Below are 15,649 nucleotides of genomic sequence, written 5' to 3' on the forward strand. Positions count from 1 at the left end.
GGAAATAGGAAATACAATACGATGCATCAGTATCAAGTGAAAATCCACTACCATCATCCCGTAGGTGATTATTTTGCCCGTGATATGTGGAAGTGGCATGAAGGAGTATGGGGAGAGGAAGTCTCTTTCTCCAAGCTCGATTATTTTGGAGTTGAGGGGCTCCTAGTTTATAACTGTGAGACACCTCAACACAGTGGCCATGTCATCATCAAGGAAGGAAACTGGCTTAGTCAGTCGGATGAATACCATATTGAGCTTTTACCAGAAGGGAAAGTGCGGGAAGTCTGGTTGATTCAAGGAGATGACACCGTTTATTATTCCTTGCAGGCTGCAATGACCAGTCATGAATACAGCCGTCGGAAGCCACGCGCTTTTGATATGGCGACGCACTATCAAGAATTTGATGCCAAATGGGGCTATCAGGGTTGGTTGGGATATCGCCAGCAAGATGATGATTACCGCTTTAAACTTTGGGCGCCTACTGCCAATAAAGTAGACCTTCTCATCTATGATTCTGTAGCCAATGACAGCAAGGTCTGGAAGATTGTCCCAATGGTTCGTGGTCTGAGAGAATCTAGCGACCATGTTCGCAATAACTGTGGTGTCTGGTATGCAGATGTCATGGGAAACCTCAGTGGACTAGCCTATCAGTATAAGGTTTATTTTGATTACCATACAGAGATTGCGCGTGATCCTTATACGATCGCTACCAGTGAAAATGGGAAAAAGTCTGCCATTCTTTCTCATCAGGATTGCATCTTCCCTGCCTTTCAGTCAGAAGCTTATGAAAAGGCTGACTGGCGTCTGGATAATCCTTGTCAGGCGGTTGTTTATGAAATGCACGTCCGGGATTTGACCATCTCTCCGACTTCCGGTGTGGATGAAGCCTATCGAGGAACCTACCGAGGAGCTTACCAGACTGGGACGAAGAACGCCCAAGGGGATGCCACAGCCTTTGACTATATCAAGGAATTAGGGGTCAATGTGGTCCAACTGCAACCAGTGACCGACCGCTATAAGACCTATGATGAAGACGGGAATGTCCTCTACAATTGGGGCTATGATGTGCAGAATTACTCTGCTCCAGAGACTAGTTACTCGACCAAACCTCACGATCCTAAGACCACCATGCGTGAGTTAAAAGAAATGATACACGCCTATCATGAAGCGGGTATTTCGGTAGTCATGGATGTGGTCTATAATCATATCTATTCGACAGAAGATGGAGCTTTCCAAACAACCGTTCCTGATTATTACTACCGGATGAATCCAAATGGATCCTTCCAAAATGGTACAGGAGTTGGGAATGAGACGGCCAGTGAGCATGAGATGTACCGCAAATTCATGATTGATTCCTTGACGTATTGGGTAACAGAATATAAGATTGACGGTTTCCGCTTTGACTTAATGGGGATTCACGATGTGGATACTATGAATGAAATCCGTGAAGCCATGGACGCAATTGATCCACGGATTCTCCTTTATGGAGAAGGTTGGGATATGGGGACAGGATTGGCTCCAGAAGATAAGGCCAAAAAGGACAATGCTTATCAAATGGCCCAAGTCGGTTTCTTTAATGATACCTCTCGAGATGCCATAAAGGGAGCTGAAGTCTTCGGATCCATCAAACGTGGGTATGTCAGTCGCAAGTCTACAGAAGATATCATTGCGCGCTCCGTACTTGGAAGTGCAGAGTTGGGATCCTTCCTAACTCCAAGCCAGGTCCTCAACTATGTAGAAGCCCATGACAACTATAACCTCTACGATTTACTTTCTTATGTCCACCCAAATGATTCTCAGGAAAAAATTAAGAAGCAGGTAGAAATGGCGACAGCCATGAATCTCCTCTTCCAAGGGATGGCCTTTATGCAGGTTGGACAAGAGTTCCTACGAACCAAACTAGTTGCAACGGGCGAAGATGGGGAAGTGACACCTCAAGATCGAGAACGGGCTATGAATTCCTATAATGCGCCAGATGCCGTCAACCAAGTCGATTGGGATTTAGTATCTGTCAACAAGGATACAATCGAATATGTGCGTCAAATCATTCATTTGAAGAAGACCCTACCTGCCTTGTCCCTCGAATCTTATGAGGAGATTTATCAACATGTCTTCGTGCATACAGCAGATATGGGCAGTGGTGTTGTTGTCTTTGAATTAAATTGGGACAAACACTACTATGTCATTTTTAACACCAGTGGACTACCATTCTATCTCCAGAATGCAGATCATCTTGAGCTCCTTGTTGGAAATAGTCGAAATAAACGTCCATTCTATGTTGAGAATTTAACAGCTTCCATATTTGAATGGAAGAAATAAATAAAAAAATGAGGCTGGGACAAAAGTCCTAGCCTCTCAATTGTCTTTGGATTGTCGAGCAAGACGCAGTGGTTGAGTGGGCTCTACTACGCTGATTTCATCAGCTTTTACAGCCCTACTCAACTGTGCGGAGGTGGGACGACGAAATCGAATTCTAACGAATTACCGATTTCTGTCCCACTCTCATTTTTTTTCTGATGAAGATGAGCTAGAACTACTTGAGTTGGAATCCTCACTCGAAGAAGAAGAACTGAACTGTTCAGGGTGGAGATCTTTATAGCTTGGTGCTTTGAAGAGATCAACCGTTGATTGATTGCCTTTTTGGCTATAGAGGCTGGTTGAGGAATTCCCTTTTTCTTTTTCAATTTTCTTCAATGCTTTCATCGAGTTGTTGTAGGAGTAGTCATCCGGGTTGACTTTACCAAGATCATTTCCAGTGTAGAATCGTAAGAGGTCCCCCGTTTGGATACTATCACTAATCTTGAGTTGTAAATTAGCTGCCTCACGGATTTTATCCAGTTGCTCTTTCGTTGATTCGTCTGGATTGGTGATTTCTTCACCAGTCTTGGTGTAATAGGTCCGGCCACTGTAACTTGTATACTCAGGAGTCACAAAGTAGTTAGCAGAACGGAAAGCTACGATTTGGCTATGATTTGGAGATAACAAGTCTTGACCCACTTGAAGGAAGTTCTTAGAATCAATTCCTAACAAGTGTTCCAATGTTGGAAGCATATCAATCTCTCCACCATAGGTCTCAATGACTTTCCCCTTGTTCATGCCAGGCACGACCACCATATAAGGTACCCGTTGCAACATAGCATTATCATAACTTGACCAAGTCTCAGAGTTCTTATCAAGCAAAGGAGCTAGAGCTGGATTGCGAGAATTAGAAATACCGTAGTGGTCTCCATAAAGAACGATAATAGAATTTTCGTATAAGCCAGATGCCTTTAGATAATCGAAGAAGGCCTTGATGGATGAATCAAGATAATTGGCTGTTGCAAAATAGCCATTAATCGTTTCATCTTGGGTTTCTGCAAGAGGGAAGCCAATTTCGTCACCAATCAGACTCGTCGTATAAGGATAGTGGTTGGAAACGGTAATGAACTTAGTATAAAACGGTTGTTGCATGTGTTCCAAGTACTTGATAGAATCCTTCAACATGATCTTGTCGTTGAGTCCATACTGGAAGGAGTTGGTATCATCTTGCTTGGTAAAATAAGAGGCATCAAAGAAGTAATGGTATCCCCATTGTTTGTAGGCTGTATTACGGTTCCAGAAGCTTCCGGCATTTCCGTGGAAAACAGCACTGGATTGGTAGCCATTCTTTGAAAGAATGAAAGGAGCTGCTTGCTGAGTATTGGTCCCACCGTAGTTCACCATAAAGGAACCTTGGTTCAAACCGAACAAGCCCGTTTCAATCATGGTCTCTGCATCCGATGTTTTGCCAGCTTTTACCTGGTTAAAGACATTGGCAAATGAAAAGGTTTCGTTTGAATGGTAGAGCGAGTTGATAAAAGGGGTCACTTCGTATTCTTTGCCATCGACTTTCAATTTATAGTCGATCAAGAATTGTTGGAAGCTTTCCAAATGGATATAGATAACATTTCGTCCCTTGGCGAGACCAAAGGTTTCAGGGTTTGGTTGAGCATAATGGCTAGCAACATACTCTTCAACTGGCTTCAAGTCAACCTCAGAAGCCTTTGAGCGTTCTTTATTGGCCATGTAGGTCTGGTTGGCACTGTAACCCAAAAAGGCAGGTAAACCAAGCGCACGAACCACATAGTAGTTGGAGAAGCCACGCGTTAACAATTCCGGACGGTCAATCTCCGCCAAGAAAAGATTGGCCGAGAAGAGCATAGCAGAGAGCGAAGTCACTGCAAAACTTGCCCGTTTGTTAAAGGGACGGCGATCTAGTTTGACCAATTTCTTTAAGAAGAGGAAAGCTAGAATCGGGAAGTCTAAAACATAGATAATATCCCAGGGACGGAACAATTCTAAGGCTGCAGCTCCAAGACCGGCAGAAACTTTACTAGATGCCAGCATGGTGTTGACTGTTACGAAGTCTGTAAACTCACGATAATAAATCGAGTTGGAAATCAACCAGATAAATAAAATAACATAGATGCTAAAAGATAGCATGTAAAAGAGTTTGGTTCTCTTAATATAAAAAGCGAGACCGATGAATAAGAGGCTGAGTGGAATCGGGTTAATCACTGCAAGAAAAACCTGATAAAAGCCTTGAATATCTAGATTAAAGTCTACTGCATAGGCCCACATGGTTTTAAACCAATAAAGCAACAGTAGGGTAAAGACAAATCCTAGTCTGGTACTCATAGCATCGAGTATCGTTTTGGTAATTTTTTTCACAAAAATATACTTCCTTGCCTTATTTCCTAAAAATTTTCTTACAACAGTATACCATAATTTAAAACGTTTTGAAAATAAAGCAAGTAAATAATGATGTTAAAAAAGAGTATGATTGATATTGGTAATCATTAGCTAAACAAAAGAAGTGCGATTGTTTAAAAAGATGGTGAATACTTCCTTAATAATAGGATTCTTAAGTGGGAGACTTTGTGAATTTTTGAAAATTTTGATACAATAGAAGTATGAAAAAGCTGACAATTAACCGACAAGTTGAGAAAAAAATCCATAAAGGTTATAAGATTTTAGAGAAGAGTGATTTTGGGCAACTCCCCTTTGACAATGAGGTGGTTGAGCTGGTCACAGCTTCGGGTCATTTTTTAGGGACAGGCTATCTTTCAGAGCAAAACAAGGGTCTTGGTTGGGTCATTTCTACCAAGAAAATCACCTTGGATCAGGCTTACTTTAGTCAGCTATTTGCTAAGGCCAAGTCCAAGCGCCAGTCTTATTATCAGTCGGAATTGGATACAGCTTTTAGAATTTTTAATCAAGAAGGCGACGGATTTGGTGGCTTAACCATTGATCTCTATGGAGATTATGCTGTCTTTTCCATCTATAATGCCTTTGTTTATCAAATCAGAGAGTTGCTTGTTGCAGCTTTTCAAGAAGTTTTTCCAGAGGTCTTGGGAGGATATGAAAAAATCCGTTTCAAGGATCCAGGTTACGAGTCAGCCCATCTTTTTGGTCAAGAAGCTCCAGAGCAGTTTTTGATTTTGGAAAACGGCGTTCGCTACCAAGTCTTTCTGAATGATGGCTTGATGACAGGAATTTTCTTGGACCAACACGATGTGCGTGCTAGCTTAGTAGATGGCTTAGCTGCAGGTAAATCCTTACTCAATATGTTTTCCTACACGGCGGCTTTTTCGGTAGCAGCGGCCATGGGCGGAGCAGTAGAAACAACCTCTGTTGATCTGGCCAAGCGGAGTCGCGAACTATCTGAAGCTCATTTTGTGGCAAATGGTCTAGCATTGGACCAGCACCGCTTTATCGTCATGGATGTTTTTGATTATTATAAGTATGCCAAGCGTCATGGCTTGACTTATGATGTGATCGTTTTAGATCCTCCGAGTTTTGCTCGCAATAAGAAGCGTATCTTCTCAGTTGCGAAGGATTACCACAAACTAATCGAGCAGTCCCTAGAGATCTTGAAACCAAAAGGTATTTTGATTGCAAGTACGAATGCTGCCAATGTCAGTCGGGATAAATTTAAGAAAGAAATTGAAAAGGGCTTCAAAGGCCAAAAGCATCGCTTTATCAGTGAAGTGGGACTTCCAGCTGATTTTCGATACAATGAAAGGGAAGAAAGTAGTAATTACTTGAAAGTTTTTACGATTAAGGTGGATCAATGAAATTAGTCGTTTCTGTAATGCCAAGAAATTTTGAAGAAGCACAGGCCATTGATGCCAGTCGTTATCAGGATGCAGATGTCATTGAATGGCGTGCGGATTATTTGGATAAGAATGATATCTTACAAGTGGCGCCTGCCATCTTTGAAAAATTTGCAGGGCGTGAAATTTTATTTACGCTACGGACACGGGAGCAGGGAGGAGAAATTGAGCTTTCTGGTGAAGAGTACGTAGCGCTTATCCATGATATCAACAACATCTACCATCCGGATTATGTCGATTTTGAGTACTTTGGTCATCAGGCCGAATTTAATCAGATGATGGATTATTCCAATCTTTGCTTAAGCTACCATAATTTCCAGGAAACTCCTGAGAATATGATGGAGATTATGTCTGAATTAACCAGCTTTACACCGAAATTGGTCAAGGTATCAGTGATGGCTCATACCGAGCAGGATGTTCTGGACCTAATGAACTATACACGTGGCTTTAAGACGCTAAATCCAGAACAAGAGTTCGTTACCATTTCTATGGGGAAAATCGGCCGAATCTCTCGCATCGCTGCCGATTTAACTGGTTCTGTTTGGTCCTATGCTAGTGTAGGAGTGGAAAGTGCACCAGGACAAATTAGCTTGTCCAGCATGCACAAGATTCGGGAGATCTTAGATGAAGATTGATGGCTATACGCGAATGGCGGCCGTGATTGCCAAGCCCATTCGTCATAGTATCTCACCCTTTATTCACAATCAGGCTTATCAACTAACCGCGACCAATGTAGTCTATCTTGCTTGGGAAGTGGAAGAAGAACAAGTCGAACAAAGTCTTCAACAGTTACGGGTACTGGATATGTTGGGCGCTAATATTTCCATGCCTTACAAGAAAAAGGTCTTGCCATTTTTAGATCAGGTAGATGGAAGCGCACAGCTTATTGGTTCGGTCAATACGATTGTTCAGAAAGATGGTCGTTTAACAGGCTACAACACAGACGGACTTGGTTTTCTAAAGAGTCTTCCTAAGACTTTTTCGATAATGAATAAGAAACTCGTTCTTTTAGGTGCGGGTGGTGCTGCGACTGCTATTGTTGTAGAGGCTATTCGGCAAGGAGTTGGCGAGATTCATTTATTTGTTCGTCCAGAAAGTTTAGATAAGTATCAGGCTATCTTTGCTCCACTATCCGAAACTCTTGATGTTTCAATTGTCCTTCATGACTTATCCAGTCGGGATCAGTTGAATGCAACGATAGAGGGGACGGATTTATTGATCAATGCTACAGGAATAGGAATGGACGGGTCTTCTCTCCCTATTCCGAAAGAGTTTAGCTTTCCTAAAGGTTGTCTAGTGGCTGATTTAGCTTATTTTCCTGCCAAGACACCATTTCTTCAATTAGCTGAAGAACAAGGGGCGCAAACCTTAAATGGCTTGGGAATGCTCTTCCATCAAGCTGCTGTTGCCTTTGAACTGATGACGGATAAAACATTCCCAGAAGAGGAAGTCTGGCAAGCTTTGAAATTGGAATACCCAGATTATGTATTAGAAAAATGATGGAAGAAAACAGAAAAACTTAATCAAGTATGCTCTGTTTTCTATTTTTATACAATAGTGAAATTGTAATCTTTTTCACATTGATTTGAAAGGAGATCCTTATGAAGGTGAATGTAGATCTACCAAAGAATGGTTATGAGATTGTCATTGAGAATGGAGCGATCCAAAAGGTTGGAACCTGGCTCAGTCAATTATGGAAAGCTCAAAAAGTAGCAATCATAACAGACAACCATGTAGGGTCTCTTTATGCAAGTCAGGTGGTAAAAAGCCTTGAAAGTGAAGGATTTACAGTGATTAGCTATGAGTTCCTAGAAGGAGAAGCTAGTAAAAATCTGACGACCGTTCAGAAAGTCTATGAATTTTTAGCGAAAAATGGGATGACACGATCAGACGGCATTCTCGCTCTTGGGGGTGGTGTTGTCGGTGATCTAGCAGGCTTTGTGGCTTCCACCTATATGCGGGGGATTCATTTCGTCCAAGTACCGACTAGTTTGACGGCTCAGGTTGACTCCTCTATCGGAGGTAAGACCGGAGTCAATACACTCTATGCAAAGAACATGGTAGGAACTTTTGCCCAACCGGATGGGGTATTGATTGACCCTGAAGTGCTGCGGACTCTTGGCAAGCGCGAGTTGATCGAGGGCATGGGGGAAGTCATTAAGTACGGTCTCATCGAAGATCCTGCCTTATGGGAAGAACTGGATCAAATGGATGGCTCCATTGAGTCTATTTATGAGCATGCAGAATCCCTGATTGCCCATTCCTGTCAAGTCAAGCGCAAGATGGTCGTCGAAGATGAGTTAGACCAGGGCATTCGTCTTTATTTGAATTTCGGTCATACCCTTGGTCATGCGATCGAAGCAACAGCCGGTTATGGCCAGGTCATGCACGGAGAAGCCGTTGCGATAGGAATGGTGCAAGTTACTAAGGTTGCAGAAGCCAAGGGATTGGTTCAAGCCGGTTTAACGCAGGCTATTTGCCAAATGTGTCAAAAATTTGGCTTACCAGTAGAATTCCATACTTGGGATAAGGAAAAGCTTTATCAGGCCTTGACCTTGGACAAGAAGGCGAGGGGCAATCAATTGAAACTCGTTTTGGTACCTGAAATTGGGACTTGTCAAATCCATCCAGTTCCGTTGGAAGAAATGAGAGACTTCTTACACTAGAAAGCGACAAAGGAGATACCATGCGTTATTTAACAGCAGGAGAATCACACGGACCTCGACTTACAGCTATTATCGAAGGAGTGCCAGCAGGGCTCCCTTTGACAGCTGATTATATCAACGTCGAACTAAAACGTCGCCAGGGTGGCTACGGTCGTGGAGCACGGATGAAGATTGAAAGCGATCAAGTCGAGATCACCTCTGGTGTTCGCCATGGCTTGACCATGGGAGGTCCTATCACTTTGAATGTCACCAATCTAGACCATCAAAAATGGCTGGAGATCATGTCTGTCAGTGATGTGGAGGAAAAGAAGAAGGGGCTCCGGAAAATTACCAAGCCTCGTCCAGGCCACGCTGATTTGGTCGGCGGAATCAAGTACCGTTTCGATGACTTACGAAATTCTTTGGAACGCTCATCCGCTCGGGAAACAACCATGCGAGTGGCAGTTGGTGCAGTAGCCAAACGTCTATTGGAAGAGATTGGGGTTCAAGTAGCTAGCCATATCGTCAATTTCGGTGGCATCGAAGTAGAGGTTCCGGAAAATCTAACAGTTTCCCAAATCAAGGAAGCGGTCGCTCAATCAGAAGTTTCCATCGTTAATCGAGAGCGAGAAGAGGAAATCAAGGCCTATATCGATAGCGTGAAGAAAGAAGGGGAAACCATCGGAGGGATCGTCGAAACGATTGTAGGTGGTGTGCCTGTCGGTCTGGGTTCTTTTGTCCAATGGGATAAGAAATTGGATGCCAAGATCGCTCAAGGGGTTGTCTCTATCAATGCCTTTAAAGGTGTAGAGTTCGGGCTAGGCTTTGAAGCAGGTCGTCGAAAAGGCAGTCAAGTCATGGACGAAATTCTCTGGTCTGAGCAGGATGGGTATACTCGTCGAACCAATCATCTGGGTGGATTTGAAGGCGGTATGACCAATGGAGAGCCGATTATCGTCCGTGGTGTTATGAAACCAATCCCAACCCTTTATAAACCCCTCATGAGTGTCGATACTGAAACGCACAAACCGTATAAGGCAACGGTAGAGCGGAGTGATCCAACAGCACTTCCGGCTGCAGGAGTTGTCATGGAAGCTGTGGTGGCAACGGTTTTAGCCACAGAAGTCTTGGACAAGTTCTCTTCTGATAATCTGGAAGAATTGAAGGAGGCTGTCGAGCGTCATCGGGCCTATACCAAAGCTTTCTAACTGGAGAAATAGATGGAAGAAAAGGTTGTTTATATCGTCGGTCTAGGACTGATTGGCGCTTCGTTAGCCATGGGGATCCGGAAAGCTCATCCGCAAGTGACTTTACTAGGCTATAATCGCAGTCAGGCCTCACGGGATATTGCACTTAAGAATGGCTTAGTGGATGAGGTGACGGCTGATATTGAAGCATTTGCTAGTCGTGCAGATGTTATCATCGTCTCTTTGCCCGTCAAGCAAACCATCCAAACCTTTCAGCAACTGGCGAGAATGCCACTGAAAGAAGGAGTCATTGTGACAGATGTGGGCTCTACCAAGGGGGCCATTGTAGAAGCTGGCGAAAATGCTTTTAGACATCTCCCAGTCCGTTTTGTCGGCGGGCATCCCATGGCGGGGAGTCATAAGACGGGAGCTGCCTCAGCTGACTCCACCCTCTTTGAAAATGCCTACTATATTTTTACGCCAACAGCTACGACAGACTCAAGTGCGGTCTTGGAATTGAAGGATCTCCTCTCAGGGCTTGGAGCCCGTTTCATCGAGGTAGATCCAATGGAACACGATCGGGTTACTTCTCAGATCAGCCACTTTCCTCACGTATTGGCGGCTACCCTGATGGGACAAGCAGCTGCTTATACAGAAGAGCATGCCCTAGCAGGTCGCTTTGCTGCAGGAGGATTTCGTGATATGACGCGGATTGCGGAGAGTGAGCCAAGTATGTGGACCTCAGTTTTGCTATCTAATCCAGCTTCGGTTCTTGATCGGATAGCGGATTTTAAGGATCGTCTTGAGCAAGTTGCTGATATGATTCGCCAAGGACAAGAAGATGCCATTTGGGCCTTCTTTGACCATAGTCGAGAGCAACGGCAACATATGCAGATCCATAAAAGAGGAGGGGTGGAAAGCACCTTCGATATTTTTGTGGATGTTCCAGACGAAGAAGATGTCATCCTTCGGATCCTCGAATTGCTTCGTGGTACCTCCTTGGTCAATATTCACATCAATGAGGAAAACCGGGAAGATGTCTACGGAATTCTTCAGATTTCCTTTAAGACAGCTGCAGATCAAGCACGGGCCGAAGCTCTGATCACCGAGAAAACGGATTATAGCGTAGTGATCAAATAGGTCCCAAGTAGGATTTTTACAAAAATAGCAGTTTCTAACACAAGTTGTACCAGAATCTTTGTATAATAGAACAAAACCAAATTGTTAAGGAGAAATCACATGTCAAACATTTATGATCTAGCCAATGAATTGTCACGAGGAATTCGTGACTTACCAGAATACAAGGCTGTCCTTGCTAGTAAGGAAGCCATTGATGCCGATGCCGATGCAAAAGCATTATTCGGTGACTACCTGGCTTTCCAACAAGAAATTCATGGAGTCATCCAGTCTGGACAAATGCCAACTGAAGACCAACAAAAGAAAATGCAGGACTTTGCTGGGAAGTTACAAGGAAACCCAATTGTAAATGAGTTTTTCACCAAACAACAGCAATTGTCTGTTTATCTAGGAGATATTGAACGGATTATTTTTGATCCAGTTCAGGATTTATTTAAATAAGGGAGAGGTGGAGAGCCCACCTCTTTTTCTCTCCATCTTAGGGGAGCTTCTGACTGAACGTTGAAAATGGCTGTTTTTTATGGTAGAATTTTTAGAAAAGCTTGAAGGGGTAAGCCATGAAATTACAAACCAATTGTAAGGGTTTAAATGGAATCATTCGTGTTCCGGGGGATAAATCGATCAGTCATCGTTCGATTATCTTTGGTAGCCTTGCGCATGGAACCACTAAGGTCTATGATATCCTACGTGGTGAAGATGTCTTATCCACTATTCAAGTATTTAGAGACCTAGGCGTTTCTATCCAAGATGATGGTCAAGTGATCACCATCGAGGGAAAAGGCTTCGAAGCCTTTCAACAACCTAAGAATAATCTGGATATGGGGAACTCAGGCACCTCCACTCGATTGATAGCGGGTGTCTTAGCAGGAAGTCCATTCCCAGTCACCATGGTTGGAGATGATAGCTTGTCCAAACGACCAATGGATCGGGTGGCGATCCCCCTTCGAGAGATGGGAGTCACTGTTCAGGGGCAAACTGAGCGAGACATGCTTCCTCTTCACCTTCATGGGACAAAAGAGTTACAACCAATCCATTATTCATTACCGGTAGCCTCTGCTCAGGTCAAGTCAGCACTTCTATTTGCTGCCATGCAAGCAGAAGGGGAGTCAGTCATTCTAGAGAAGGAACTGACACGGAATCACACCGAAGATATGATCCAGCAGTTCGGTGGCCATATCAGCGTGAAGGGCAAGGAAATTCGCCTGCGTGGGCCTCAAAGCTTCCAAGCCTGTGAGGTTACGGTTCCAGGTGATATTTCCAGTGCAGCCTTTTGGTTGGTAGCTGGTTTGATTGTTCCTAATAGTCAGATTCGTCTAGAGAATGTTGGCATCAATGAGACTCGTACAGGTATTCTAGAGGTTATTAAAAAAATGGGAGGCAAGCTTCAAATCTTGGATGTTGATCCCCTTGCTAAGGCTGCGACGCTTGTCGTAGAGACTTCCGACCTCCATGGAACAGAAATTTCGGGTGATTTGATTCCTCGCTTGATTGATGAGCTTCCAATCATTGCTCTTTTGGCAACCCAAGCTTCTGGGAAAACCATTATCAAAGATGCTGAAGAATTAAAAGTTAAAGAAACGGATCGCATTCAAGTCGTGGCGGATAGTCTAAATGCCATGGGGGCTTCCATCACTCCAACAGAGGATGGTATGATCATTGAAGGGAAAACACCTTTGCATGGTGCTAGTCTGCAAACCTTTGGTGACCACCGGATTGGCATGATGGGAGCTATTGCAGCCTTGCTTGTAAGCGATGGTGAAGTGGAGCTTGCGCGTGCTGAAGCTATTAATACCAGCTATCCTACCTTCTTCGCAGATTTAGAAAAGGTGTCTCATGCCTAAAGTACTACTCGGCTTTATGGGAGCAGGGAAAACAACCATTGGCTCTTTATTGGACCCAGCTTTTGCAGATATGGATGAACTCTTGGTCCAACGCTTAGAAATGCCGATTTCTAACTATTTTGCTCGCTATGGAGAAGACAGTTTTCGCCAGCAAGAGTCGCTTTTGTTGCATGAGTTACTCAATCAAGAGAGCTCGGTCATTTCAACTGGTGGAGGGATTGTCCTGAAACCAGAAAATCGCAAGCTTCTCAAGAAGAATCCTTGTAATATTTATTTACGAATTGATTTTGAGCGGCTTTATCAAAGACTGGCTGCCGATCCTGCAACTAAGCGCCCCCTCTTTCTTAATAAAAAACCAGAAGAGTTTCGTGCCTTGTATGAGCAACGCCTGCCCCTATATGAAGAAGTAGCCACACATGTGATTGATGTTGCTGATAAGACACCAGAAGAAATTGTGGAGATCATCCGATGCTTGTAGCTTATCTCGGTCCTAAGGGATCCTTTACCCACCATGTAGCTCTTGAAAGTTTTGAAGAGGCTACCTTATGCCCTTACGGGTCTATCACAGAAGTGATCAAAGCTTATGAGTCCGACCAAGTAGATTATGCGGTTATCCCTGTTGAGAACTCTATCGAAGGTAGTGTCCATGAGACGATTGACTACCTCTTTCACCAGGCTCGTTTCCAAGCTATTGCAGAAGTGGTCTATCCTATTAAGCAACAACTCTTAGCAGTTAAGCAGGATCAAGCCATTGAAGTGATCTATTCGCATCCTCAAGCATTAGCCCAAGGGAAAGCCTATGTCCAGGAGCATTTCCCTCAAGCCAGACTAGAGATGACAACTTCGACTTCCTATGCGGCTCGATATGTCTCTCAACATCCGGAACTTCCTATCGCAGCCATTGCGCCTTTGGAGGCCAAAGATGAATATGGTCTGGAAGTGTTAGCGAGTAACATTCAAGAGATGGATCAGAATTATACCCGCTTTTGGATTCTTGGTCAGCGGCCTTTTGAAGGCAGTCGCTCCTTGAAGAAAGTTGCCCGCAAGGATAGTCTGGCTATTACCTTACCAAGTAATATTGCGGGCTCCTTATGCCAGGCCCTATCTACATTTGCTTCAAGAGAATTAAATTTAACAAAAATTGAGAGTCGTCCATTGAAGACGGCCCTAGGGGAATATTTTTTTATCATCGATGTGGTAGATGCTGACGAATCACTCTTTGCTTCTGCCTATCAAGAACTGGAGTCCCTAGGAGTATCCATCAAAACCTTGGGCCACTATTGGGTCTATGTGCTAAACGACAATAAAACGGAGAACGTATGAGTAGAGAATCAGAAAAACTATCCTATCATGAACAAAAGAGATTGGATTATCTTTATTCCAACTACCATTACCTGAATGAAAAAGAGCAGTTGGAATACAAGTACCTAAAAAATAAATCAGAGGGACATTTCCAAGAAAACACCGTTTCAGCAAGAGCAGAGGAATTTGTTGCTCTTTCAAGTAGAGGGGAAGACAATTCTGACGAATTACCAGTCTATCCATCACGTAGCCGGAAGGACAAATCCAAATCCAATAAAAAGAATCGAGAGGAAGTAGCACCCCTTCCCAAACGGAAGAAAGGTAGCAAAATTCGCTTCAAACGTATTTTAAAATGGATTGCCATCATCTTCTTATTGGTTCTTGGTGGTATGGTCTTTATGTTTCTCAAAGGTTTGAATAGCAAACCCGGTGGGACCAATGCCCAACCAGCTGTTAAAGAGTATTTTAACGGCCAGAAGACCAAAGACGGAGTCAATATCCTGATCTTGGGAACAGATGGTCGGATCGGGGAAAGCTCGTCTGAGACGCGAACGGACTCCATCATGGTGGTCAATGTCAACAACAAGGACGGCAAGGTGAAAATGGTCAGTTTCATGCGGGATACTCTGGTTCATATCGATGGCGTGAGCCAACAAACGGATCCAGAATATCAAGATTACTATGACCAGAAGTTGAATACGGCCTTCACCATTGGAGAGCAGAATAACAACCAAGGGGCGGAGTTGGTCCGTCAAATGCTCAAAGATAACTTTGACATTGATATCCAATACTATGCCATGGTCGATTTCCAAACCTTTGCGACAGCGATTGACACTCTCTTCCCGAATGGGGTGGAGATGAATGCTCAGTTCTCCACCATTGATGGTGAAACCGTCTCTGAGGTTGAAGTTCCTGATGACTTGAATATGAAGGATGGGGTCGTTCCGAATCAGACTATTAAGGTCGGAAAACAACGGATGGACGGCCGGACCCTTCTCAACTATGCTCGTTTCCGGAAGGATGATGAGGGTGACTTTGGCCGGACAAGACGCCAACAAGAAGTCATGTCTGCCATTGTGCACCAAATCAAGGATCCAACCAAGCTCTTTACTGGATCTGAAGCACTAGGAAAGGTCTTTGCTATGACCTCAACCAATGTCCCCTTCTCTTTCCTATTGACCAATGGGATTGGCTTAGTCGGAAGCGCCAGCAAGGGGATTGAACGCATCACCATCCCAGAAAATGGGGATTGGGTCGATGCCTACGATATGTATGGTGGTCAAGGCTTGCTGGTCGATTTCGATGCTTATAAAAAGAAATTGTCCCAAATGGGCTTAAGATGATATAATTAAGGGATAGGAGTTTTGAAAACTCCATCCCTTTTAATTTGTAGAAAGATAGAA

General features: G+C 43.8%; 13 protein-coding genes. 12 read left to right on the forward strand and 1 reads right to left on the reverse strand.

Annotation, left to right across the window (positions count from 1 at the left end; translation table 11 throughout):
• Positions 1-21: 21 nt before the first annotated feature.
• Positions 22-2,319, forward strand: a complete 2,298-nt coding sequence (gene pulA, locus AC3E6G_RS03090) for a type I pullulanase (protein WP_285338492.1) — start codon at positions 22-24, stop codon at positions 2,317-2,319.
• Between the two features lie 183 nt (positions 2,320-2,502).
• On the opposite strand, the gene AC3E6G_RS03095 is transcribed toward pulA, so the two are convergent.
• Positions 2,503-4,689 (reverse strand): LTA synthase family protein, encoded by a 2,187-nt coding sequence (locus tag AC3E6G_RS03095; protein WP_285338743.1) that lies wholly within the window; start codon positions 4,687-4,689, stop codon positions 2,503-2,505.
• Positions 4,690-4,931: 242 nt separating this feature from the next.
• On the opposite strand from AC3E6G_RS03095, the gene AC3E6G_RS03100 reads away from it, so the two are divergent.
• From AC3E6G_RS03100 to AC3E6G_RS03150, 11 genes are all read left to right on the forward strand, one after another.
• Complete coding sequence (locus AC3E6G_RS03100; protein WP_125330037.1) at positions 4,932-6,095, forward strand: class I SAM-dependent rRNA methyltransferase; 1,164 nt, start codon at positions 4,932-4,934, stop codon at positions 6,093-6,095.
• A complete protein-coding gene (aroD, locus tag AC3E6G_RS03105) occupies positions 6,092-6,769 on the forward strand; it encodes a type I 3-dehydroquinate dehydratase (RefSeq protein ID WP_048716962.1) in 678 nt (225 codons plus the stop codon). The genes AC3E6G_RS03100 and aroD overlap by 4 nt, the downstream gene beginning before the upstream one ends.
• Positions 6,759-7,634 (forward strand): shikimate dehydrogenase, encoded by an 876-nt coding sequence (gene aroE, locus AC3E6G_RS03110; protein WP_061564083.1) that lies wholly within the window; start codon positions 6,759-6,761, stop codon positions 7,632-7,634. Before aroD ends, aroE begins: the two co-directional genes overlap by 11 nt.
• A gap of 101 nt (positions 7,635-7,735) precedes the next feature.
• On the forward strand, positions 7,736-8,800 hold the full coding sequence (gene aroB, locus AC3E6G_RS03115; RefSeq protein ID WP_125330034.1) for a 3-dehydroquinate synthase: 1,065 nt from the start codon (positions 7,736-7,738) through the stop codon (positions 8,798-8,800).
• 20 nt (positions 8,801-8,820) lie between these two features.
• The gene (aroC, locus tag AC3E6G_RS03120) at positions 8,821-9,987 is read left to right on the forward strand and encodes a chorismate synthase (RefSeq protein WP_285338744.1); all 1,167 of its coding nucleotides are present in this window, start codon (positions 8,821-8,823) and stop codon (positions 9,985-9,987) included.
• Positions 9,988-9,999: 12 nt separating this feature from the next.
• Positions 10,000-11,106 carry a prephenate dehydrogenase gene (locus AC3E6G_RS03125; RefSeq protein ID WP_125330032.1) on the forward strand — a complete coding sequence of 369 codons (1,107 nt, stop codon included), beginning with the start codon at positions 10,000-10,002 and terminating at the stop codon, positions 11,104-11,106.
• Positions 11,107-11,205: 99 nt separating this feature from the next.
• Complete coding sequence (locus AC3E6G_RS03130) at positions 11,206-11,544, forward strand: YlbF/YmcA family competence regulator (protein WP_061564079.1); 339 nt, start codon at positions 11,206-11,208, stop codon at positions 11,542-11,544.
• A 116-nt stretch (positions 11,545-11,660) separates the two neighbouring features.
• On the forward strand, positions 11,661-12,944 hold the full coding sequence (gene aroA / locus AC3E6G_RS03135; protein WP_125330031.1) for a 3-phosphoshikimate 1-carboxyvinyltransferase: 1,284 nt from the start codon (positions 11,661-11,663) through the stop codon (positions 12,942-12,944).
• A complete protein-coding gene (locus AC3E6G_RS03140; protein ID WP_125330030.1) occupies positions 12,937-13,422 on the forward strand; it encodes a shikimate kinase in 486 nt (161 codons plus the stop codon). Before aroA ends, AC3E6G_RS03140 begins: the two co-directional genes overlap by 8 nt.
• A complete protein-coding gene (pheA, locus tag AC3E6G_RS03145) occupies positions 13,413-14,267 on the forward strand; it encodes a prephenate dehydratase (RefSeq protein WP_490700439.1) in 855 nt (284 codons plus the stop codon). Before AC3E6G_RS03140 ends, pheA begins: the two co-directional genes overlap by 10 nt.
• On the forward strand, positions 14,264-15,589 hold the full coding sequence (locus AC3E6G_RS03150) for an LCP family protein (RefSeq protein ID WP_125330028.1): 1,326 nt from the start codon (positions 14,264-14,266) through the stop codon (positions 15,587-15,589). The genes pheA and AC3E6G_RS03150 overlap by 4 nt, the downstream gene beginning before the upstream one ends.
• The last annotated feature ends 60 nt before the right edge of the window (positions 15,590-15,649 follow it).

It is taken from the genome of Streptococcus sp. SCPM-O-B-23252 (M501), from assembly GCF_058200355.1.

Coding starts and splice junctions, on each gene's coding strand:
- pulA (WP_285338492.1), top strand. CDS start 22: ATGCATCAGTATCAAGTGAAAATCCACTACCATCATCCCGTAGGTGAT.
- AC3E6G_RS03100 (WP_125330037.1), top strand. CDS start 4,932: ATGAAAAAGCTGACAATTAACCGACAAGTTGAGAAAAAAATCCATAAA.
- aroD (WP_048716962.1), top strand. CDS start 6,092: ATGAAATTAGTCGTTTCTGTAATGCCAAGAAATTTTGAAGAAGCACAG.
- aroE (WP_061564083.1), top strand. CDS start 6,759: ATGAAGATTGATGGCTATACGCGAATGGCGGCCGTGATTGCCAAGCCC.
- aroB (WP_125330034.1), top strand. CDS start 7,736: ATGAAGGTGAATGTAGATCTACCAAAGAATGGTTATGAGATTGTCATT.
- aroC (WP_285338744.1), top strand. CDS start 8,821: ATGCGTTATTTAACAGCAGGAGAATCACACGGACCTCGACTTACAGCT.
- AC3E6G_RS03125 (WP_125330032.1), top strand. CDS start 10,000: ATGGAAGAAAAGGTTGTTTATATCGTCGGTCTAGGACTGATTGGCGCT.
- AC3E6G_RS03130 (WP_061564079.1), top strand. CDS start 11,206: ATGTCAAACATTTATGATCTAGCCAATGAATTGTCACGAGGAATTCGT.
- aroA (WP_125330031.1), top strand. CDS start 11,661: ATGAAATTACAAACCAATTGTAAGGGTTTAAATGGAATCATTCGTGTT.
- AC3E6G_RS03140 (WP_125330030.1), top strand. CDS start 12,937: ATGCCTAAAGTACTACTCGGCTTTATGGGAGCAGGGAAAACAACCATT.
- pheA (WP_490700439.1), top strand. CDS start 13,413: ATGCTTGTAGCTTATCTCGGTCCTAAGGGATCCTTTACCCACCATGTA.
- AC3E6G_RS03150 (WP_125330028.1), top strand. CDS start 14,264: ATGAGTAGAGAATCAGAAAAACTATCCTATCATGAACAAAAGAGATTG.